This is a genomic window from Bisbaumannia salifodinae (genome assembly GCF_055388505.1).
The window spans coordinates 3,048,909-3,069,537 of sequence record NZ_AP043781.1 but is presented as its reverse complement, the minus strand read 5'-3'; the positions used below and the strand labels follow the sequence as shown (position 1 = coordinate 3,069,537).

General features: G+C 67.6%; 19 protein-coding genes. 17 read left to right on the top strand and 2 right to left on the bottom strand.

Annotated features, from left to right (window positions below; all coding sequences use genetic code 11):
• The 17 genes from tsaE (at position 1) to ACZ5EF_RS14350 (ending at position 18,963) form a co-directional block, all read left to right on the top strand.
• Positions 1–471 carry a tRNA (adenosine(37)-N6)-threonylcarbamoyltransferase complex ATPase subunit type 1 TsaE gene (gene tsaE, locus ACZ5EF_RS14430; protein WP_346061286.1) on the top strand — a complete coding sequence of 157 codons (471 nt, stop codon included), beginning with the start codon at positions 1–3 and terminating at the stop codon, positions 469–471.
• A 39-nt stretch (positions 472–510) separates the two neighbouring features.
• Positions 511–1,968 carry an N-acetylmuramoyl-L-alanine amidase gene (locus ACZ5EF_RS14425; protein WP_346061220.1) on the top strand — a complete coding sequence of 486 codons (1,458 nt, stop codon included), beginning with the start codon at positions 511–513 and terminating at the stop codon, positions 1,966–1,968.
• A 133-nt stretch (positions 1,969–2,101) separates the two neighbouring features.
• The gene (gene mutL, locus ACZ5EF_RS14420; RefSeq protein WP_346061221.1) at positions 2,102–4,090 is read left to right on the top strand and encodes a DNA mismatch repair endonuclease MutL; all 1,989 of its coding nucleotides are present in this window, start codon (positions 2,102–2,104) and stop codon (positions 4,088–4,090) included.
• Entirely contained in the window at positions 4,090–5,031 is a 942-nt protein-coding gene (gene miaA / locus ACZ5EF_RS14415; RefSeq protein WP_346061222.1) for a tRNA (adenosine(37)-N6)-dimethylallyltransferase MiaA, read from the top strand. Before mutL ends, miaA begins: the two co-directional genes overlap by 1 nt.
• Positions 5,032–5,144: 113 nt before the next feature.
• The gene (hfq, locus tag ACZ5EF_RS14410) at positions 5,145–5,390 is read left to right on the top strand and encodes an RNA chaperone Hfq (protein ID WP_076747124.1); all 246 of its coding nucleotides are present in this window, start codon (positions 5,145–5,147) and stop codon (positions 5,388–5,390) included.
• Between the two features lie 14 nt (positions 5,391–5,404).
• Positions 5,405–6,724, top strand: coding sequence for a ribosome rescue GTPase HflX (gene hflX / locus ACZ5EF_RS14405; protein ID WP_346061223.1), 1,320 nt, complete (start codon positions 5,405–5,407; stop codon positions 6,722–6,724).
• Positions 6,725–6,833: 109 nt separating this feature from the next.
• Positions 6,834–8,042, top strand: coding sequence for an FtsH protease activity modulator HflK (hflK, locus tag ACZ5EF_RS14400; protein ID WP_346061224.1), 1,209 nt, complete (start codon positions 6,834–6,836; stop codon positions 8,040–8,042).
• Positions 8,043–8,924 (top strand): protease modulator HflC, encoded by an 882-nt coding sequence (hflC, locus tag ACZ5EF_RS14395; protein ID WP_346061225.1) that lies wholly within the window; start codon positions 8,043–8,045, stop codon positions 8,922–8,924.
• 238 nt (positions 8,925–9,162) lie between these two features.
• Positions 9,163–10,344 (top strand): ATP phosphoribosyltransferase regulatory subunit, encoded by a 1,182-nt coding sequence (locus tag ACZ5EF_RS14390; protein ID WP_346061226.1) that lies wholly within the window; start codon positions 9,163–9,165, stop codon positions 10,342–10,344.
• A gap of 60 nt (positions 10,345–10,404) precedes the next feature.
• Positions 10,405–11,700 (top strand): adenylosuccinate synthase, encoded by a 1,296-nt coding sequence (locus ACZ5EF_RS14385; protein ID WP_346061227.1) that lies wholly within the window; start codon positions 10,405–10,407, stop codon positions 11,698–11,700.
• 472 nt (positions 11,701–12,172) lie between these two features.
• Positions 12,173–12,640 (top strand): SUF system Fe-S cluster assembly regulator, encoded by a 468-nt coding sequence (locus tag ACZ5EF_RS14380; RefSeq protein WP_346061228.1) that lies wholly within the window; start codon positions 12,173–12,175, stop codon positions 12,638–12,640.
• A 46-nt stretch (positions 12,641–12,686) separates the two neighbouring features.
• The gene (sufB, locus tag ACZ5EF_RS14375) at positions 12,687–14,129 is read left to right on the top strand and encodes a Fe-S cluster assembly protein SufB (protein WP_346061229.1); all 1,443 of its coding nucleotides are present in this window, start codon (positions 12,687–12,689) and stop codon (positions 14,127–14,129) included.
• A 170-nt stretch (positions 14,130–14,299) separates the two neighbouring features.
• Positions 14,300–15,052 carry a Fe-S cluster assembly ATPase SufC gene (gene sufC, locus ACZ5EF_RS14370; protein ID WP_346061230.1) on the top strand — a complete coding sequence of 251 codons (753 nt, stop codon included), beginning with the start codon at positions 14,300–14,302 and terminating at the stop codon, positions 15,050–15,052.
• Positions 15,049–16,395, top strand: coding sequence for a Fe-S cluster assembly protein SufD (gene sufD / locus ACZ5EF_RS14365; RefSeq protein ID WP_346061231.1), 1,347 nt, complete (start codon positions 15,049–15,051; stop codon positions 16,393–16,395). Before sufC ends, sufD begins: the two co-directional genes overlap by 4 nt.
• A 3-nt stretch (positions 16,396–16,398) precedes the next feature.
• A complete protein-coding gene (locus ACZ5EF_RS14360) occupies positions 16,399–17,652 on the top strand; it encodes a cysteine desulfurase (protein WP_346061232.1) in 1,254 nt (417 codons plus the stop codon).
• 31 nt (positions 17,653–17,683) lie between these two features.
• Positions 17,684–18,247, top strand: a complete 564-nt coding sequence (gene sufT, locus ACZ5EF_RS14355) for a putative Fe-S cluster assembly protein SufT (RefSeq protein ID WP_379730165.1) — start codon at positions 17,684–17,686, stop codon at positions 18,245–18,247.
• A gap of 8 nt (positions 18,248–18,255) precedes the next feature.
• The gene (locus ACZ5EF_RS14350; protein WP_346061234.1) at positions 18,256–18,963 is read left to right on the top strand and encodes a SanA/YdcF family protein; all 708 of its coding nucleotides are present in this window, start codon (positions 18,256–18,258) and stop codon (positions 18,961–18,963) included.
• A gap of 154 nt (positions 18,964–19,117) precedes the next feature.
• On the opposite strand, the gene ACZ5EF_RS14345 is transcribed toward ACZ5EF_RS14350, so the two are convergent.
• Together ACZ5EF_RS14345 and rimK are read right to left on the bottom strand one after the other, a co-directional pair.
• Complete coding sequence (locus tag ACZ5EF_RS14345; RefSeq protein ID WP_346061235.1) at positions 19,118–19,558, bottom strand: hypothetical protein; 441 nt, start codon at positions 19,556–19,558, stop codon at positions 19,118–19,120.
• 158 nt (positions 19,559–19,716) lie between these two features.
• Positions 19,717–20,625, bottom strand: a complete 909-nt coding sequence (gene rimK / locus ACZ5EF_RS14340; RefSeq protein ID WP_346061236.1) for a 30S ribosomal protein S6--L-glutamate ligase — start codon at positions 20,623–20,625, stop codon at positions 19,717–19,719.
• Positions 20,626–20,629 lie beyond the last annotated feature (4 nt).

Below are 20,629 nucleotides of genomic sequence, written 5' to 3'. Positions count from 1 at the left end.
ATGCGGGTCAGACTGCTTGATGAAGAGGCGCAGGTCGCCTTCGGCGAGGCGCTGGGACGGGCCCTGGCGGGCCAGGGGCGCGTCTACCTCGGCGGTGAGCTGGGCGCCGGCAAGACCACCCTGACCCGGGGTATCCTGCGCGCCCACGGCCACCAGGGCGCGGTGAAGAGTCCCACCTATACCCTGGTGGAACCCTACGAGCTCGGCCAGTGGCACCTCTATCACTTCGACCTCTATCGTCTCGGCGATCCCGAGGAGCTGGAGTTCATCGGTGCCCGGGACCTCTTCGACGATGATGGCTTGTGTCTGGTGGAGTGGCCCAGCCGTGGCGAAGGCTGGTTGCCGCCGCCGACCCTGGAGATTCGGCTGCGCCTGGCCGAACCGGGGCGCGAGGCGCAGCTGATCGCCGGCGATGCCCGGGGCGAGGCGGTGCTGGCGCGCCTCGCCGAATGCTGGCCCGTGGCCGATTGAGCCTACCCCCCTTTCCGACATGGATGACTGGATACCCGCATGATCCGAGGAGTGTTGCCATCCCGCCGCCTCGCCCGCCTCTCCGGCTGGTGGGTGCCGCTAATCGCCCTGGCGCTGCTGATCGGTCAGCCGGCGCGGGCCGCCGTGGTAGACAACCTGCGGCTGTGGGCGGCGCCGGACCATGCGCGGCTGGTGTTCGATCTCTCGTCGCCGGCCGAGGCCGATGTGTTTACCCTGGACAACCCCCGGCGCCTGGTGATCGATCTCTCCGGCACGCGACTGGCGGCGGACCCGGGGCACCTCGATCTCTCGGGCAGCGCCATCAGTGCGGTGCGCAGCGGGGTGCGCGACGGCGACGGCCTGCGCATCGTCCTCGACCTGGAGCGCCAGGTGGCGCCGCGCCATTTCACCCTGGCGCCCAATGATCAGTATGGCCACCGCCTGGTGGTGGATCTGGAATACCCCGGCGAGAGCGCCGTGGAGGACCCCATCGACCCCATCGAGGCGGTGATCCGCGAGCAGGAGATGGCCGCCCGGGCGGGGGAGGCGCCGGTGGTGGCCGCCGAATCGGCGGTGGCCCAGCAGCAGGCCCAGCCCCATCCCCGGCGCGATATCATCGTCGCCGTCGATGCCGGGCACGGGGGCGAGGATCCCGGCGCCATCGGCCCCTCGGGCACCCGCGAGAAGGATGTGGTGCTGGAGATCGCCCGCCGCCTGCAGCGCCTGGTGGACGAGACCCCCGGCTTCCGGGCGGTGATGATCCGCGACGGCGACTACTATGTGGGCCTGCGTCAGCGCATCCGCATCGCCCGGGAGCAGCGTGCCGACTTCTTCGTCTCGGTACACGCCGACGCCTTCAACAGCCCGCGCCCCCAGGGTAGCTCGGTCTATGCCCTCTCCCAGAGCGGGGCCACCTCCGAGGCGGCCCAGTGGCTGGCCGACAGCGAAAATCGCGCCGACCTGATCGGCGGCGTCGATGGCGGCCTCTCCCTCAACGACCACGACGAGGTGCTGCGCGGCGTGCTGATGGACCTGACCCTGACCGCGACCCTCAACGATTCCCTGTCCATCGGTGGCCAGGTGCTGGAGCGGCTGGGGCGCGTCAACCGCCTGCACAAGTCGCGGGTGGAGCAGGCCGGCTTCGTGGTACTCAAGTCCCCGGACATTCCCTCCCTGCTGGTGGAGACCGGCTTCATCTCCAACCCGGACGAGGAGCGCCGCCTGAGAGACTCCGGTCACCAGCAGGGCATGGCGGAGGCGATCTTCGCCGGGGTGCGCGAGCACTTCCAGCGCAATCCGCCCCCCACCAGCCTGCTGGCCTGGCAGCGGGATCAGAACCGCGGGGAGGGCGGCAACGAATACCGCATCCAGCCCGGTGATACCCTCTCGGAGATCGCCGCCCGCCACCGGGTCCCCCTGGGCACCCTGAAGCAGGCCAACGAGATCAATGACGACGTGATCCGGGTTGGTCAGGTGCTGCGGATACCGCAATCTTGACCCCTTCGGGGAGCTGTAAGCCATAAGCTACAAGCTATAAGAAAAACCACTGTCCCAAGGGGATGTTAAGGCAATAATTCAGCTTCCGGCTTCCGGCTTCCGGCTTCCGGCTTCCGGCTTAACTTGGAGTGTTATGACCCTACAGCGACGCATACGCATCCTCGACCCCCGGCTGGCCAACCAGATCGCCGCCGGCGAGGTGGTGGAACGTCCCTCCTCGGTGCTCAAGGAACTGGTGGAGAACGCCGTGGATGCCGGCAGTCAACGCATCGAGCTGGAACTCGAGGCCGGCGGCGCCCGCCTGATCCGGGTGCGTGACGACGGCGGCGGTATCGCCGAGGCGGACCTGCCGCTGGCCCTGTCCCGGCACGCCACCAGCAAGATCGCCTCCCTGGAGGAGCTGGAGGGCGTGGCCAGCCTGGGCTTTCGCGGCGAGGCGCTGGCCTCCATCGCCTCGGTGTCGCGGCTGGAGCTGATCTCCAATACCGCCGAGGATCCCCAGGCGGGCTGGCGGGTGGTGGCCGAGGGACGTCAGATGGAACCCCGGGTGACGCCGGCGCCCCATCCCCGGGGCACCACGGTGACGGTGCGCGACCTCTTCTTCAATACCCCGGCGCGGCGCAAGTTCCTGCGCACCGAGAAGACCGAGTTCGGTCATGCCGAGGAGGCCTTCCGCCGCCTGGCGCTGTCCCGCTACGACATCGGCTGGAGCCTGCGCCACAACCAGAAGACCCTGCACCAGTTGCGCCCCGCCGCGGACGCCGCCGGCCGCGAGCGGCGCATCGCCGCCCTGCTCGGCAAGGGCTTCCTGGAGAACGCCCTGGCCCTGGATCTCGAGGCCAACGGCCTGCGCCTGTGGGGTTGGGTGGGGCTGCCCACCTTCTCCCGGGCCCAGGCCGACCAGCAGTACTTCTTCGTCAATGGCCGGGTGGTCCGCGACCGCCTGGTGGCCCACGCCATCCGCCAGGCCTACCGGGACGTGCTCTTCCATGGGCGCCACCCGGTCTTCGTGCTCTATCTGGAGCTCGAGCCCAGCGTAGTGGACGTCAATGTGCATCCCACCAAGCATGAGGTGCGCTTCCGGGATGGCCGCCTGGTCCACGACTTCCTCTTCTCCAGCCTGCATCGCGCCCTGGGTGAGGCCCGCCCCGGCCACCGGGAAGCGGAAGGCGAGGCGGGGGAGGGCGCCGAGGCGACGACCGCCGAGGCCCCGGGCGTCACCGAGGCGGCGCCGCGCTGGCAGCAGCAGCCCATGGCCCTGGTCAGCGACGAGGGGCGCGAGCGCCACCCGGGGGCCGACAAGGTGCGGCAATTCATGGCCGGCTACCGGGCGCTGCATCCCGATCATGAGGAGAGCCTGCTGACGCCCCAGCCGGCGCCTCCCGGCGGCGAGGCGGCGGCCCAGGCCCGGGCCGAGTCCGCCCCGGGCCTGGCGGCGTCCTCCCCGCCGTCCTGGAGCGACGCGCGGCATGCGCCTCGCGCCATGCCGACCGCCCCGGTGGAGCGGCCGGGCCTGCCCGAGGAGGATCCCACCCAGGCACCGCCCCTGGGCTATGCCATCGCCCAGCTGCAGGGCGTCTATATCCTCGCCCAGGGGCGCCGTGGCCTGGTGGTGGTGGATATGCACGCGGCCCATGAGCGGATCACCTATGAGCGCCTCAAGACCCAGGTGCATGGCGGGGCCCTGGAGGCCCAGGCGCTGCTGGTACCGGTGTCGCTGGCGGCCAGTGCCGCCGAGGTGGCCACCGCCGAGGCGGAGCGGGAGGCCTTCGCCCGCCTTGGGGTGGAGCTCGACGTGGCCGGCCCCGAGACCCTGCTGGTGCGCCAGGTGCCGACCCTGCTGGCGGAGGCCGACGTGGAGCCGCTGATTCGCGACATGCTCGGCGACCTGGAGCGCTACGGGCGCTCGGATCGCCTCGAGGCGCAGATCAACGAGCTGTTGGCCACCATGGCCTGCCACGGCAGCGTGCGCGCCAATCGCAGGCTGTCGATCGCCGAGATGAACGCCCTGCTGCGCGATATGGAGCGCACCGAACGCAGCGGCCAGTGCAATCATGGCCGCCCCACCTGGTTCGAGATGTCGATGCACGAGCTCGACAAGCGCTTCCTGAGGGGGCAGTGATGAGCGACGACCGCCGCCCGCCGGCGATCCTGCTGATGGGGCCCACCGCCGCCGGCAAGACCGACCTGGCCATCGCCCTCCACGAGCGCCTGGGCTGCGAGCTGATCAGCGTCGACTCGGCGCTGATCTATCGCGGCATGGATATCGGCACCGCCAAGCCCTCGGCCGCGGAGCTGGCCCGGGCGCCCCACCGCCTGGTGGATATCCGTGACCCCGCCGAGGCCTACAGCGCCGCCGAGTTCCGCGAGGATGCCCTGGCGGCGATGCGTGAGATCACCGCTGCCGGCCGGGTGCCGCTGCTGGTGGGGGGCACCATGATGTACTACAAGCGCCTGATGGAGGGGGTGGCCCAGATGCCCGCCGCCGATCCGGCGCTGCGCGCCGAGCTGGAGGCGGAGGCCGAGCGCCGCGGGCTGCAGGCCCTGCACGAGGAGCTGGCGCGGGTCGATCCCCGGCTCGCCGCCGAGCTGCACCCCCATAACCGCCAGCGCCTGCTGCGGGCCCTGGAGGTCTATCGCCTCAGCGGCCGGCCGCTGAGCGTCCTGTGGGCGGAGCAGTGCCGGGAAACCTTGCCCTGGCGCACGCTGTCGATAGGGGTGGCACCCGCCGCGCGCGCCGTGTTGCATGAGCGCATCGAGCGGCGCTTCGAGGCGATGCTGGACCAGGGGTTCCTGGAGGAGGTGGCGGCACTGAAGGCGCGGGGTGACCTGCACCCGGACCTGCCCTCCATGCGCTGCGTGGGGTATCGTCAGGCCTGGGAGCATCTCGACGGTGCCTATGACCGCGAGACCCTGATCGCCAAGGGCACGGCGGCCACCCGCCAACTGGCCAAGCGCCAGCTGACCTGGCTGCGGGGCTGGCCCGACCTGCACTGGGTGGATAGCCAGCAGGCAGATCCCCTGGAAGGGGTCCTGAAACTCGTGCGCCGCTTTAGTAGTTAGCGTAAGATACGGTGTTCGGTTGGCCGCTTGCCGGGCCGTATGCTGCGCTGCCCCTGGTCGGCAGGCGCAATAACATGACATCAATGCCAAAAGAGACAGTTAGGGAGAGCAAAATGTCCAAAGGACAGTCCCTTCAAGACCCGTATCTGAACATCCTGCGCAAGGAGCGTATTCCGGTGTCCATCTTCCTGGTCAACGGTATCAAGCTGCAGGGTCAGATCGAGTCCTTCGACCAGTTCGTTATTCTGCTGCGTAACACCGTGAGCCAGATGGTCTATAAGCATGCCATCTCCACCGTGGTGCCGTCCCGCAATGTGCGCCTGCCGGCGCAGGATCCCGCGGCGGCGCAGGAATCTTGATCGCGAGGTAGTGATTGTTTTTCGAACGCCCCGACGCCGGTGAAACGGCGATCCTCGTCCATGTGGATTTCCAGGACGAACGCGAACGCGAAGACCCGGGTGAATTCCTGGAGCTGGTGCGTTCCGCCGGTGCCGAACCGGCTACCCTGCTCAGCGGTAGCCGGAATCGGCCCGACCCCCGTACCTTTATCGGCAGCGGCAAGCTCGAGGAGCTTCGCGAGCTGCTGGCGGTGCACCATGCCGAGCTGGTGATCTTCAACCATGGCCTGAGTCCCTCCCAGGAGCGCAACCTGGAGCGCAGCCTCAAGTGCCGTGTCCTCGATCGCACCGGCCTGATTCTCGATATCTTCGCCCAGCGGGCGCGGACCCACGAGGGCAAGCTGCAGGTGGAGCTGGCCCAGCTGGAGTATATGTCCACCCGCCTGGTGCGCGGCTGGACCCACCTGGAACGCCAGAAGGGCGGTATCGGCCTGCGCGGTCCCGGTGAGACCCAGCTGGAGACCGACCGTCGCCTGCTGCGGGCCCGCATCAAGGCGATCCACAAGCGCCTCGACAAGGTACGCAGCCAGCGCGACCAGAACCGCCGCGCCCGGGCGCGGGCGGAGATCCCCAGCGTTTCCCTGGTGGGCTATACCAACGCCGGCAAGTCGACGCTGTTCAACGCCCTGACCGAGTCCGGCGTCTACGCCGCCGACCAGCTCTTCGCCACCCTGGACCCCACCCTGCGACGCCTCGAGATCGACGACGTCGGCCCCGTGGTGCTGGCGGATACCGTGGGCTTTATCCGACACCTGCCGCACAAGCTGGTGGAGGCCTTCCGGGCCACCCTCCAGGAGGCCGCCGAGGCGACCCTGCTGGTGCATGTGATTGATGCCGCCGACCCCGACCGCGAGCTTAACGTGGAGCAGGTGGAGGCGGTGCTCAAGGAGATCGGCGCCGACGAGATTCCCTGCCTGCGGGTGATGAACAAGATCGACCTGCTCGACAGCGCGCCGCGTATCGAACGCGACGGCGACGGGCGGCCCGAGGTGGTCTGGCTCTCGGCCCAGAGCGGCCAGGGACTGGAACTGCTCGGCGAGGCGCTTTCCGGCTGTCTGGCCGGCGATGTGGTGGACACCGAGCTGACCCTGGCACCGAGCCAGGGGCGCCTGCGGGCCGCCCTGCACGAGCTGGGCGCGGTGCGTCAGGAGGGCTTCGATGAGCAGGGGCAGACCCGCCTCGAGGTGCGCCTGCCGCGGCGCGATTTTTTGCAGTTGATGGCGCGTCTCGGTGAAGATGCCGACGACTACCTGCCGCCGGCGCAGCGAGAGCCGCGGGCGGAGTGGGAGCTCTAGCATCAAGGAGCTCCTCGCAATGATGGCGTTGCGCTACGCCGGGTGATCGTCGAGGCGAGGCCCGGCAGACGGATTCAAGGCGATTCAATGCATAGTGTGGAGACGACGTATGGCTTGGAATGAGCCTGGTGGTGGCAAGCAGCATGACCCCTGGAGCGGGGGCGGTCGCCGCGGTGGTGGTAACGGGGGCAATCAGGGCCCGCCCGACCTCGACGAAGCGCTGAAGAAGTTCCAGGACAAGCTCAACCGCATGCTCGGTGGCCGGGGTGGCAAGGGTGGCGGCGGTCGTGGCGGCAAGGGCGGTGGTGGACGCCGCAACACCTTCGCGTTGCCCGGCCTGCTGATCATCGTGGCCCTGGCGATCTGGGCCGCCTCGGGCTTCTACCTGGTCGACCAGTCCGAGCGGGGTGTGGTGCTGCGCTTCGGCAAGTTCCAGGAAGTGGTCAACCCGGGGTTGCACTGGAACCCGCCGTTGATCGACGACGTGCGCATGGTCAATGTGACCCGGGTGCGTTCACTGACCCAGACCCAGTCGATGCTGACTCGCGACGAGAATATCGTCGAGGTCGAGATCTCGGCCCAGTACCAGGTCGCCAATCCCCGCGACTTCGTGCTCAACGTGCGCAACCCGCAGCTCTCCATCGAGAACGCCCTGGACTCCGCCCTGCGCCACGTGGTCGGCGGTACCGAGATGATCGATATCCTCACCTCCGGGCGTGAGATCCTGGGCAGCTCCGTGGCCAGCCGCCTGCAGTCCTACCAGGACAGCTACGGCACCGGGATCCGCCTGCAGACCATCAACATCGAGTCCACCTCGGCCCCGGGGCCGGTGATCGATGCCTTCGATGACGTGATCCGCGCCCGCGAGGATCGTCAGCGCACCATCAACGAGGGCATGGCCTACGCCAACGCGGTGATTCCCGCCGCCCAGGGTCAGGCCCAGCGCCTTATCGAACAGGGCCAGGGGTATCGCGAGTCGGTGGTGGCCGAGGCCCAGGGTCAGGCCAACCGCTTCCTGTCCATGCTGGCCGAGTACCAGAACGCGCCGGAGATCATGCGTGAGCGCCTCTACCTGGATGCCATCAGCGAGGTGCTGAGTGGCACCGACAAGGTGCTGATGGACGTCAGTGACAATGCGCCCCTGATGTACCTGCCGCTGGATCGGTTACGTTCCGGTGCGAGCAGTCGCTCCCAGGAGGGTAGCCAGTACGACGAGGATCAGCGCCTCGATCCCCAGGTGCTGGAGCGTCTACGCAGTAGCAGCAGCCAGAGCCAGACGGGCAACCAGAGCAGTGGTATTCGCAGGGAGGGCCGCTAAGTGATCAATAACCGTTCCTTGCTGATCGTGGGCGGCCTGGCCGCCGTCGCCTGGCTGGCCAGCAACAGCCTCTATGTGGTCGACGAGACCCAGCGTGCCGTGAAGTTGCGCTTCGGCGAGGTGATCGAGGAGAATATCCAGCCGGGGCTGCACTTCAAGGTGCCCATCACCCAGACGGTGCGCAAGTTCGATACCCGGGTGTTGACCCTGGATACCGATCCCAGCCGCTACCTGACCCTGGAGCAGAAGGCGGTGATCGTCGACTCCTACGTCAAGTGGCAGGTCATCAACCCGACCCGCTACTACGAGGCCACCGCCGGCGACGAGCTGATGGCCACGCGCCTGATCCAGCCGCGGGTCGACGAGAGCCTGCGTAACGAGTTCGGTCGCCTCAACCTGCAGCAGATCATCGCCGAGCGCCGCGATGACCTGATGACTGGGCCTGCCGAGGAGCTCGATGCATTGATGCGCGAGGAGCTCGGGGTGGCGATCGTCGACATCCGGGTCAAGCGTATCGACCTGCCGGAAGACGTCTCCGCGGCGGTCTACGACCGCATGCGCTCCGAGCGCGAGCGGGAGGCCCGCGAGTGGCGTGCCCAGGGCCAGGAAGAAGCCGAGCGGATTCGCGCCAACGCCGACCGGCGCCGCCAGGTACTGCTGGCCCAGGCCAGCGAGCGGGCCGAGACCCTGCGCGGTGAGGGGGATGCCGAGGCCGCGGCCATCTTCTCTCAGGCCTACCAGCAGGATGCGGAGTTCTTCTCCTTCTACCGCAGCCTGAATGCCTACCGCGAGACCTTCAGCGGCGACGGCAACATGATGGTCCTGGAGCCCTCCAGCGACTTCTTCCGCTACCTCAACAGCCCCCAGGCGGCCGGCGACTAAGCCGTCTCCCGGCGATGCCTGGCGCATCGCCGGGGTTTATCCCGGGGCCAAACGTGGTAGACTCCCGAAACCGGGCGTGGCCCGGTTTTTTTGTGGCCCAAGGGTAGGTTTTCGGGCCCCAGAGTGATTCCCTACGGGGCTTGGCATGGCGCCATGCCGGGCCTCTTTCCGGCCCTTTTATCGGGCAGCGCGCGGCCGCGCCACGCCCGGGCCAACGAATACTGGCAGGACAGAACACATGACCATCGCTGACCGCTGGCTGCTTCCCGACGGCATGGACGAAGTGCTGCCGCCTCAGGCGGCACGGATGGAGGAGCTGCGCCGTGGGCTGCTCGACCTCTACCACCGCTGGGGCTATGACCAGGTCATGCCGCCGCCCGTGGAGTTTCTCGACTCGCTGCTCACCGGCACCGGCACCGACCTGGAGCTGCAGACCTTCAAGCTCACCGACCAGTTGACCGGGCGCATGATGGGCGTCAGCGCCGACGTCACCCCCCAGGTGGCGCGCATGGATGCCCACTCCCTGCATCGCCAGGGGCCGGTGCGGCTCTGCTACTGTACCAATGTGCTGCGCGCCACCGCCGACCAGCATCAGGGCGGTCGTAGCCCGGTGCAGGTGGGCCTGGAGCTGTTCGGCCATGCCGGCCTCGAGGCCGACCTGGAAGTCCTGCGCCTGGCGCTGGAGTCCCTCTCCGCCGCCGGCGCCGACGAGATGCACCTGGCCCTGGGCCATATCGGCATCTACCGCAGCCTGGTGCAGGCCGCGGCGCTGGAGCCGGCCCAGGAGCGGGCGCTGTTCGAGGCGCTGGAGCTGAAGTCGCCGGGCGAGGTGGCGGCCAGGGTCGCCGAGAGCGTCGAGGATCCGGCCCTGGCCGAGATGTTCCTGGCGCTGGTGCACCTGCATGGCGGCCCCGAGGTGCTGGAGCAGGCGCGTGCCGCCTTCGCCGAGGCGCCGGCCCCGGTGGGCGCCGCCCTGGATCAGCTGCGCGAGCTGTGTGCCGGGGTGGCCGCCGATTACCCCGGGGTGACCCTCTACTTCGACCTGGCGGAGCTGCGCGGCTATCAGTACCACACCGGCATGATGTTCGCCGCCTATGTGCCCGGCTACGGCCAGGCGCTGGCCAAGGGCGGGCGCTATGATGATACCGGGCGGGTCTTCGGCCGAGCACGCCCGGCCACCGGTTTCTCCATGGACCTCAAGCTGCTGGCCTCCCTGGCGGTGGAGGAGCCCCCCTGCGATGGCATCTGGGCCCCCGCCGAGGAGGACGCGGCCCTGGCCGAGGTGGTGACCCGGCTGCGTCAGGACGGCGAGCGGGTGATTCAGGCGCTTCCCGGTCAGCGTACCGGCCCGGCCGAGCACCGCTGTAACCGTCGGCTGGTGCGCCTGGGCGAGGATTGGCAGGTCTCCCCCCTGGCCTGAAAGGGGAGCGGGGCGCCCCCGGGCGCCATTGGCGGATTCTTCGATCAAGAGACGAGAGCAATGGGCAAGAACGTAGTCGTACTGGGCACCCAATGGGGTGATGAAGGCAAGGGCAAGGTCGTCGACCTGCTGACCGAGTCGGCCAGCGCCGTGGTGCGCTTCCAGGGGGGCCATAATGCCGGCCATACCCTGGTCATCGACGGTGAGAAGACCGTCCTGCACCTGATTCCCTCCGGGATCCTGCGCGACGACAAGACCTGCGTCATCGGCAACGGCGTGGTGCTGTCGCCGGAGGCGCTGATCAAGGAGATCCGCGAGCTGGAGGCCAAGGGTGTGCCGGTGCGCGAGCGCCTGCGCCTGTCGCCCTCCTGCCCGCTGATCCTGCCCTATCATGTGCGCCTGGATCAGGCCCGCGAGAAGGCCCGGGGCGTGGCCAAGATCGGCACCACCGGTCGCGGCATCGGCCCGGCCTACGAGGACAAGGTGGCGCGCCGCGGCCTGCGCCTGGGCGATATGCTGCATCGCGAGCGTTTCGCCTCCAAGCTGGGCGAGGTGCTCGACTACCATAACTTCGTGCTGACCCAGTACCACGGCGAGGCCCCGGTGGACTTCCAGCAGGTGCTGGACGAGGCCATGGAGATGGTCGAGGAACTGCGTCCCATGGTCTGCGACGCCGTGAGCCTGGTGCACGACTTCCGCAAGAAGGGCGAGAACATCCTCTTCGAGGGCGCCCAGGGCTCGCTGCTGGATATCGACCACGGCACCTACCCCTTCGTGACCAGCTCCAACACCACCGCCGGCGGCACCGCCACCGGCTCCGGCGTGGGCCCCCTCTACCTGGACTATGTGCTGGGCATCACCAAGGCCTACACCACCCGGGTCGGTTCAGGGCCCTTCCCCACCGAGCTGTTCGACGAGTTCGGCCGCCACCTGGCGGAGAAGGGCCACGAGTTCGGTGCCACCACCGGCCGCGCCCGCCGCTGTGGCTGGTTCGATGCGGTGGCCCTGCGCCATGCGGTGCAGATCAACTCCGTCTCCGGCCTCTGCCTGACCAAGCTCGACGTCCTCGACGGCCTGGAGAATATCCGCGTCTGCGTGGGCTACCGCAGCAAGGACGGTGATGTCCTGGACACCCCGGTGGACTCCGAGGGTTACGAGGCCATCGAGCCGGTCTACGAGGACCTGCCGGGCTGGAGCGAGTCGACCCTGGGTGCCAAGCGCCTGGAAGACCTGCCGGAGAGCGCCCGCGCCTATATCCGCTACCTGGAGCAGCAGGTGGGCACGCCCATCGACATTATCTCCACCGGCCCGGATCGCAACGAGACCATCGTGCTGCGTAACCCGTTCGAGGGCTGATTCGCCGGTTCCGGATGGTCAACGAGAGGGTGCCCTGTGGGCACTCTCTCCAGACCGACATTATCTCCACCGGCCCGGATCGCAACGAGACCATCGTGCTGCGCAACCCCTTCGAAGGCTGATCCATCGGCTCCGGCTGGTCGACGAGAGGGTGCCCTGTGGGCACTCTCTCCAGACCGACATTATCTCCACCGGCCCGGATCGCAACGAGACCATCGTGCTGCGTAATCCGTTCGAGGGGTAAGTGGTTCGAGGTATAAGAGGGCGCCCCGGGGCGCCCTTTTTAGTGGGCGGATGACAGGCGTTGCCAATGAGAATAATTGGCGTTAATGATTCGAACGCCGTCGAACCGGCGCCGATCGTGGCGTTTTGCGTCGCCCCTCTTCACAAGCCGATCCATACAGGACTAAAATGGTACCCAATTCGAGCGGGGCGCCTGCGGTGCGCCCGTCACGGGGGTAGAGACAACGGCATGATGAAGCTCTCCAGGCTGACCGACTACGCCGCGGTGGTGATGGCCCAGATCGCCCGCCAGCCGCAGCAGCCCCATGCGGCGGCGGAGCTGGCCGAGGCGGTGAAACTGCCGCACCCCACCGTCAGCAAGACCCTGAAGATGCTGGTCAAGGCCGGACTCCTGGAGTCCCAGCGCGGTGCCCAGGGCGGCTATCGCCTGGCGCGGCCGGCCCACGAGATCACCGCCATCGATATCATCACCGCCATCGAGGGCCCCGTGGCCATGACCGAGTGCAGTCAGGGCGGCGGCGACTGCGACCTGCTCGACACCTGCGGGGTGGCCGATAACTGGCAGCGGGTCTCGCTGGCGGTGCGCACCCTGCTCGACAGCGTGACCCTGGCCCATCTGGCCCAGACCACGCCCATCAAATTACCGGTCCGGCTGCCCATCCAGAGCATCGATCTGGGCGCCACCGCCGACATCTGAATTGCCCAAAGGGCTCGAACGCAACCGCCCGGGAGGGGGAAAGACCATGGCTAGTGAGGAAATGGAACAGCTGGTCCGTCGCGACTACAAGCAGGGCTTCGTGACCGATATCGAGAGCGATACGGTACCGCCTGGCCTCGATGAGGGCACCATCGCCTTTATCTCCCAGAAGAAGGGCGAACCGCAGTGGATGCTCGAGTGGCGCCTCAAGGCCTACCATCAGTGGCTGAAGATGACGACGCCCTCCTGGGCACACCTCGATTATCCGCCCATCGACTATCAGGCGATCTCCTACTACAGCGCCCCCAAGAAACCCGAGGATCGTCCCCAGAGCCTCGACGAGGTCGACCCCAAGCTGCTCGAGACCTACGAGAAGCTGGGCATCCCCCTGCACGAGCGGGCGGCGCTGGCCGGGGTGGCGGTGGACGCGGTCTTCGACTCGGTGTCGGTGACCACCACCTTCAAGGAGAAGCTGGGGGAGGCCGGGGTGATCTTCTGCTCCATCTCCGAGGCAATCCGCGAGCACCCGGAACTGGTCAAACAGTACCTGGGTACCGTGGTGCCCACCTCGGACAACTACTTCGCGGCGCTCAACTCGGCGGTCTTCACCGACGGCTCCTTCGTCTTCGTCCCGGAAGGCGTGACCTGCCCCATGGAGCTCTCCACCTACTTCCGCATCAACGCCGCCAATACCGGCCAGTTCGAGCGCACCCTGATCATCTGCGAGAGCCGCGCCCAGGTCTCCTACCTCGAGGGCTGCACCGCGCCCCAGCGCGACGAGAACCAGCTCCATGCCGCGGTGGTCGAGCTGGTGGCCCTGGAGGACGCCTATATCAAGTACTCCACGGTGCAGAACTGGTACCCCGGCGACGAGGACGGCAAGGGCGGCATCTACAACTTCGTCACCAAGCGTGGCGACTGCCGCGGCGACCGCTCGCGGATCAGCTGGACCCAGGTCGAGACCGGCTCCGCCATCACCTGGAAGTACCCCTCCTGCGTGCTGCGCGGCAAGGACAGCATCGGCGAGTTCTACTCCGTGGCGGTGACCAACGGCCGCCAGCAGGCCGATACCGGCACCAAGATGATCCATCTGGGCGAGGGCAGCCGCTCCAGCATCATCTCCAAGGGGATCTCCGCCGGCCACAGCAACCAGGCCTACCGCGGCCTGGTCAAGGTGGGGCCGCGGGCCAAGGGGGCGCGCAACTTCACTCAGTGCGACTCCCTGCTGATCGGTGACCAGTGTGGCGCCCACACCTTCCCCTACCAGGAGATCGGCAACGCCACCGCCACCGTGGAGCACGAGGCCACCACCTCGAAGATCGGCGAGGACCAGCTCTTCTACTGCCAGAGCCGGGGTATCTCCGAGGAAGACGCGGTGAGCATGATCGTCAACGGCTTCTGCAAGGACGTCTTCCAGGAGCTGCCGATGGAGTTCGCGGTGGAGGCCGAGGCCCTGCTGAATGTCACCCTGGAAGGCGCCGTGGGTTAAGGAAATGGCTGCGCGACGCCGGCCTGTGGGAGCCCGCTTCAGCGGGCGAAAGGCTTCCCACGCGAGGCTGGCCTGCGTCCCAAACCGTCGCTGATAACGCGCCTAAAGCACAAAGAGTCAACAATTTCCCCAGTCGCCGCGGCGGCTGGCCAGATCAAAAGGTAGTCACGATGCTCGAAGTCAAGGATCTCCACGTCACGGTCGAGGGCAAGCATATCCTCAAGGGCCTCAACCTCACCGTCGCGACGGGCCAGGTGCACGCCATCATGGGCCCCAATGGCGCCGGCAAGTCGACCCTCTCGGCGGTGATCGCCGGCAAGGAGGGCTATGAGGTGACCCAGGGCAGCATCACCTTCGACGGCCAGGACGTGCTGGAGATGGAGATCGAGGAGCGCGCACGGGCCGGCCTGCTGCTGGGCTTCCAGTACCCGGTGGAGATTCCCGGGGTGAAGAACATCTACCTGCTCAAGGCGGCCCTCAACGCCAAGCGCGAGGCCGAGGGGCTGGGCGAGATCCCGGCGCCGGAATTCATGAAGCTGATCAAGGAGAAGATCGCCTTTATGAAGATGGACGCCAGCTTCCTGCAGCGCGCCGTCAACGAAGGCTTTTCCGGCGGCGAGAAGAAGCGTAACGAGATCCTGCAGATGCTGGTATTGCAGCCCAAGCTGGCACTGCTCGACGAGATCGATTCCGGCCTCGATATCGACGCCATGAAGGTGGTGGCCGATGGGGTCAACTCCCTGCGCGCCGCGGATCGCGCCATCCTGATGGTCACCCACTACCAGCGCCTGCTCGACCATATCACCCCCGACGTGGTGCATGTGCTGGTGGACGGCCGCATCGTCAAGTCCGGCGATGCCGAGCTGGCCAAGGAGCTCGAGGCACGGGGTTATGACTGGGTGCTGGAGGAGTCTGCGGCATGAGTGAGGTACAAGGCTTTCTCGACCGCCTGAGCGAGCGCGCCGCGGCCCGCGGCGCCGAGCCCACCTGGATCGCCGCCCGGCGCCAGGCGGGGGCGGCACGCTTCGAGGCGCTGGGCTTCCCGGACCGCAAGGTGGAGGCCTGGAAATACACCGACGTGCGCGGCATCGCCCGGGGCGACTTCGCCCTGGCCGAGTCGGCGGACTTCTCGCCGGCCAGCGCCGCGGCCCTGACCCTGCCCATCGAGGCCCATCGGCTGAGCTTCGTCGACGGCGTCTTCGCCCCGGCGCTCTCCGACCTGGGCGAGCTGCCCGCCGGTGTCAGTGTCGAGCCGCTCTCGCAGGCCCTGGCGGCCAATCACGAGGCGGTGGGCGGGGCCCTGGGGCGCCTGGCCGGGGTCGACTTCTCGCCCTTCACGGCCCTCAATACCGCCTTCGCCGAGGAGGGCGCGGTGATCCGCCTGGCCCCCGGCGCGGTGGTGGAGCGCCCCATCGTCCTGCAGTTTCTCTCCGGCGCCGGGCCGGCGCCGGTGATGAGCCACCCGCGGGTGCTGGTGGAGGCCGGCGCGCGCAGCCAGGCGACCCTGATCGAGCACCAGGCCGGGGAGGAGGGCGCCGCCAACTTCTCCAACCTGGTCAGCGAGCTGCTGCTGGAGCGGGGCGCCATCCTCACCCACTACAAGCTCCAGGAGCTGCCCCAGACCGATCAGCATATCGCCAGCCTGCATGTGGACCAGGCCCGGGACAGCCGCTTCACCTCCTTCAACCTCAACCTGGGTGGGGCCCTGGCGCGCAACGATATCGTCACCGACCTCAACGGCCAGGGCGCCGAGGCCAACTTCTTCGGGCTGTTCTTCGGTCAGGGTCGCCAGCTGCTGGACACCCATACCCTGGCCAACCATAACGCCCCCCTGACCTTCTCCCACGAGAACTACAAGGGCATCCTCGACGACCGCGCCCGGGGCATCTTCAACGGCAAGGTGATCGTCAAGCGCGACAGCCAGAAGATCGAGGCCCACCAGAACAACGCCAACCTGTTGCTCTCCGACCGGGCCGAGATCGATACCAAGCCGGAGCTGGAGATCTACGCCGACGACGTCAAGTGCTCCCACGGCGCCACCACCGGTCAGCTCGACCAGGAAGCGATCTTCGCCCTGCGCGCCCGGGGCATCGACGAGGCCACCGCCCGGGGCCTGCTGACCCTGGCCTTCGCCGGCGAGGTGATGGATCGGGTGGCCATCGATGCCGTGGCCGAGCGGGTCGAGCTGGCGGTGGCCGGCAAGCTGCCGGAGCGTTTCAACCTGGCCGGGCTGGTGGAAGCCGCCGTGGCCCTGCACGAGGAGTGAGTCATGAGCGATCTCGCCGCGCCCGCCGAGGCAACCGCGCTGGATGTGGCCCGGGTGCGCCGCGACTTCCCGATCCTCGACCGGGAAGTCCACGGCAAGCCGCTGATCTATCTGGATAACGCCGCCACCAGCCAGACGCCGATCCAGGTCATCGACTGCCTGGACGACTACTACCGGCGGCTCAACGCCAATATCCACCGCGGCCTGCATACCCTGGCCGACGAGGCCACCGCCGCCTTCGAGGGCAGCCGCGACAAGGTGCGCGACTTCCTGGGCGCCGCCGACCGCCGCGAGATCGTCTTTACCCGGGGCACCACCGAGGCCATCAACCTGGTGGTCAACGGCTGGGGTCGGGCCCACCTGCGTGCCGGCGACGAGGTGCTGGTGTCGCGGATGGAGCACCACTCCAATATCGTCCCCTGGCAGCTGCTGGCCGAGGAGCTCGGCATCGTTATCAGAGTGATCCCGGTGGACGAGCGCGGCGTGCTGGATCTCGCCGCCTACCGGGCCCTGTTCAGCGAGCGCACCAAGCTGGTGGCGGTGACTCATGTCTCCAACGCCTTCGGCACCATCAACCCGGTGCGCGAGCTGGCCGAGGAAGCCCATCGTCACGGTGCCCTGATCCTGGTGGACGGCGCCCAGGCGACGCCCCATCAGGTGGTGGATGTCCAGGCCCTCGGCGCCGACTTCTACGCCTTCTCCGGCCACAAGGTGTATGGCCCCACCGGCATCGGCGTCCTCTACGGACGCCTCGAGTTGCTCGAGGCCATGCGTCCCTGGCAGGGAGGCGGCGAGATGATCGCCACCGTCTCCTTCGAGGCCGGCACCACCTATGCCCCGGTGCCCCACAAGTTCGAGGCCGGCACCCCGGCCATCGCCGAGGGCGTGGCCCTGGGTGCGGCCCTGGACTGGGTCACGGCCACCGGCCTCGACGCCATCGGCGCCTGGGAAGCGCAACTGCTGGCCCGGGCCACTCAGGGGGTGTCGCGTATCGACGGCCTGCGCCTCCTGGGCACCGCCCCGGACAAGGCCGGGGTGCTCTCCTTCGTGGTGGAGGGCGCCCATGCCCAGGACATCGGCCTGCTGATCGATCAACTGGGGGTGGCGATCCGCACCGGCCACCACTGCGCCCAGCCGCTGCTGGCCCAGTTCGGCGTCGATGCCACCTGTCGCGCCTCCTTCGCCGCCTACAACACCCTCGACGAGGTGGATACCTTCGTGGCCGCCCTGGAGCGGGTGATCGGCATGGTGCGCTAAGCGAACGTCAAAGGAGCGGGAGATGTCGGCGATGGAACAACTGGAGGGCTTGCACAGGGGGCAGGAGCTGCCGCTGCAGCGCGATGTGGCGGTGATCTCCATCCCCTTCGGCAAGACCATCACCCTGCCCGAGGACAGCGTCGTCTCGGTGATGCAGGCCAAGGGCAGCTCGGTGAGCGTGGCCCATGAGGGACGCCTCTACCTGGTGGAGGGCGCCAACCTGGATGCCCTGGGCCTCGAGGCCCTGCCGCGGCCGACCCTGCCCGAGGACGCCACGGACGAGCAGATCGAGGCCTTCGTCTGGGAGCAGCTGCGTACCTGCTTCGACCCGGAGATCCCGGTCGATATCGTCGAGTTGGGGCTGGTCTACGGCTGCCGTATCGAGCGACTGATCAGCGGCGAGCGGATCGTCACCATCCGCATGACCCTGACCGCCCCGGGCTGCGGCATGGGCGATGTGATCGCCGCGGATGCCCGCAACAAGATCCTCGGCGCGCCGCAGATCAGCCAGGTGCATGTGGATATCGTCTTCGATCCCCCCTGGAGTCGTGAGATGATGAGCGACGAGGCCAAGCTGGAACTTGGCATGTTCTAGGAGCGGCCATGCGGCGGTGGGCGATCACCCTTCTCAGGAGCAGTCTGATAGCGCTGGCAGGCGGGAGCCTGCTGGCGTTTTTGCTGTTCCTGGGGGCCAACGCTTGGATGCTGGGCAGGACCCAGGCGCGTATCGAGCATCAGCTGCCGCTCTGCGCGGCGGCCCCGGTGGGCATCGTCTTCGGTACCACGCATTGGGCCCGCGGCGGTGGGCGCAACCCCCACTTCGAGGCGCGCATGAGTGCCGCCGCCCGCCTGGTGCGCCTGCAGCGGGTCGAGCATCTGCTGCTCTCCGGTGACAACCGCACCCGTTTCTATAATGAGCCCCAGGCCATGTGGCAGGACCTGAACGCCCGCCATGTGCCCAGCGAGGTCATGACCATGGATTTCGCCGGCTTCAGCACCTACGACACCCTGGTTCGGGCCCGGGATGTCTTCGGCGTCGAGCGGGCAGTGTTGGTCACCCAGGCCTGGCACCTGCCCCGGGCGCTGTTTATTGCCGATGCCCTGGGACTGGAGGTGCAGGGCTGCGCGACACCGGCGGAGCCGGTGGCAGGGCTCTGGCGTCTGCAGCTACGGGAGTGGCTGGCCCGGGCCCGGACCCTGGGGGATCTTTATGTGTGGGGACGAGAGCCTTACTTTTTAGGTCCCCTGGAGCCCCTGCCGGTGACGCCGCAGGGAGAAGAGTCGACCGAGGGGGAGGGAGCCGCTCTCTAGTTTGCTGAGCCCCCTGGAGCCGCTGCCGGTGACGCCGCAGGGGAGGGAGGAGTAAGCGAGGGGAAGAAGGTAGAGGGAAGGCATGGCCAGTGAGCGTCGTCCCAAACAACAGGCCCGCCATGATCGGCGGGCCTGTGCGTACGGGGCTTGCCGCCTAGCGGCGCTGCTTCTGTAGCCGGTAGAGTTCGCGGATCAGCGCGCGGCAGCCCTTGAGGCAGCGCTCGATCAGCGGCTCGATGGCATCCGGCAGGGGGTGGGTATAGAGGGTCGCCAGGGACTGCATCAGGCCGCGCTCCTGCTCCAGCAGCTCATTGATCAGCACCTGACAGTCATTGCCCACGAAACTCTTCAGGCGACTCCATAGCCACAGGTAGTCGTCCCGTTCCACATCGGCGTCCCGCGGCAGGATGCGCAGGTGCTTGCGGGCCATCTCGCGCAGCTCGTCGAGGTCCGTGTGGCGCTGCTCATAGTGGGGCTTGAGTTTGTCGCGCAGGGTCGGGCGCAGGCGCTCGAGGTTGTCCTGGAAGTAGTCGAGACTATCGGCCAGCGCTTCCAGCACGCTGTCCATCGCCACCTGGCGATTATCGAGAAACATGAGCAGTCACCTCCTCCGGTGACGCAGATTGTGCGGGGGGAAACACTGTTTTTCTACCCCCCGAGGATAATATTTTACGCTTTATGCACCTTTGGTATCGGCCACCGCCCCGTAGCCTTGAGATAAAGAAACAAATCGCTACTTTTAACGCCTGTCGATCATCCCTTGGGCTTGGGCGGTGCCTTGCGCGCCGGCGCGGCATGTTTCTCCAGGTGCTCGATGACTAGCCCGGCGATGTCCTTGCCGGTAGCCGACTCGATCCCCTGTAGCCCCGGCGAGGAGTTGACCTCCATGATCACCGGCCCATGGTTGGAGCGTAGCAGGTCGACCCCCGCCACCCGAAGTCCCATGGCCTTGGCGGCACGAATCGCCGTGGAGCGCTCCTCCGGGGTGATGCGGATCACGCTGGCGGTGCCACCGCGGTGCAGGTTGGAACGGAACTCCCCCTCGGCGGCCTGGCGCTTCATGGAGGCCACCACCTTGTCGCCGATCACCAGGCAGCGGATATCGGCCCCCTTGGCCTCCTTGATGTACTCCTGGACCATGATATTGGTCTTCATGCCCATAAAGGCCTGAATCACCGACTCGGCGGCCTGGTTGGTCTCCGCCAATACCACGCCGATGCCCTGGGTGCCCTCCAGCAGCTTGATCACCAGGGGGGCGCCCTTGACCATGGTGATCAGGTCGGGGATATCGTCCGGCGAGTGGGCGAAGCCGGTGATCGGCAGGCCCAGCCCCTTGCGGGAGAGCAGCTGCAGGGAGCGCAGCTTGTCCCGGGAGCGGGTGATGGCCACCGAGTCATTGAGTACATAGGTGCCCATCATCTCGAACTGGCGCAGCACCGCACAACCATAGAAGGTCACCGAGGCGCCGATGCGTGGAATCACCGCATCGAAGGGCTCGATCTCCTCGCCCTTGTAGTGAATCGACGGGCGGTGCGACGCGATATTCATATAGCAGCGCAGGGTGTCCACCACCCGGGCCGTGTGGCCGCGTTGTTCGGCCGCTTCCACCAGGCGACGCGTGGAGTAGAGATTGCGGTTACGCGACAGCAGGGCGATATGCATCGAG

Excerpts from the sequence above, each read along its gene's own strand:
- rimK (WP_346061236.1), bottom strand. The coding sequence starts at position 20,625 with ATGCATATCGCCCTGCTGTCGCGTAACCGCAATCTCTACTCCACGCGT.
- ACZ5EF_RS14385 (WP_346061227.1), top strand. The coding sequence starts at position 10,405 with ATGGGCAAGAACGTAGTCGTACTGGGCACCCAATGGGGTGATGAAGGC.
- sufD (WP_346061231.1), top strand. The coding sequence starts at position 15,049 with ATGAGTGAGGTACAAGGCTTTCTCGACCGCCTGAGCGAGCGCGCCGCG.
- ACZ5EF_RS14380 (WP_346061228.1), top strand. The coding sequence starts at position 12,173 with ATGATGAAGCTCTCCAGGCTGACCGACTACGCCGCGGTGGTGATGGCC.
- ACZ5EF_RS14390 (WP_346061226.1), top strand. The coding sequence starts at position 9,163 with ATGACCATCGCTGACCGCTGGCTGCTTCCCGACGGCATGGACGAAGTG.
- hfq (WP_076747124.1), top strand. The coding sequence starts at position 5,145 with ATGTCCAAAGGACAGTCCCTTCAAGACCCGTATCTGAACATCCTGCGC.
- tsaE (WP_346061286.1), top strand. The coding sequence starts at position 1 with ATGCGGGTCAGACTGCTTGATGAAGAGGCGCAGGTCGCCTTCGGCGAG.
- mutL (WP_346061221.1), top strand. The coding sequence starts at position 2,102 with ATGACCCTACAGCGACGCATACGCATCCTCGACCCCCGGCTGGCCAAC.
- miaA (WP_346061222.1), top strand. The coding sequence starts at position 4,090 with ATGAGCGACGACCGCCGCCCGCCGGCGATCCTGCTGATGGGGCCCACC.
- sufC (WP_346061230.1), top strand. The coding sequence starts at position 14,300 with ATGCTCGAAGTCAAGGATCTCCACGTCACGGTCGAGGGCAAGCATATC.
- ACZ5EF_RS14360 (WP_346061232.1), top strand. The coding sequence starts at position 16,399 with ATGAGCGATCTCGCCGCGCCCGCCGAGGCAACCGCGCTGGATGTGGCC.
- sufB (WP_346061229.1), top strand. The coding sequence starts at position 12,687 with ATGGCTAGTGAGGAAATGGAACAGCTGGTCCGTCGCGACTACAAGCAG.
- ACZ5EF_RS14425 (WP_346061220.1), top strand. The coding sequence starts at position 511 with ATGATCCGAGGAGTGTTGCCATCCCGCCGCCTCGCCCGCCTCTCCGGC.
- ACZ5EF_RS14350 (WP_346061234.1), top strand. The coding sequence starts at position 18,256 with ATGCGGCGGTGGGCGATCACCCTTCTCAGGAGCAGTCTGATAGCGCTG.
- sufT (WP_379730165.1), top strand. The coding sequence starts at position 17,684 with ATGGAACAACTGGAGGGCTTGCACAGGGGGCAGGAGCTGCCGCTGCAG.
- ACZ5EF_RS14345 (WP_346061235.1), bottom strand. The coding sequence starts at position 19,558 with ATGTTTCTCGATAATCGCCAGGTGGCGATGGACAGCGTGCTGGAAGCG.
- hflK (WP_346061224.1), top strand. The coding sequence starts at position 6,834 with ATGGCTTGGAATGAGCCTGGTGGTGGCAAGCAGCATGACCCCTGGAGC.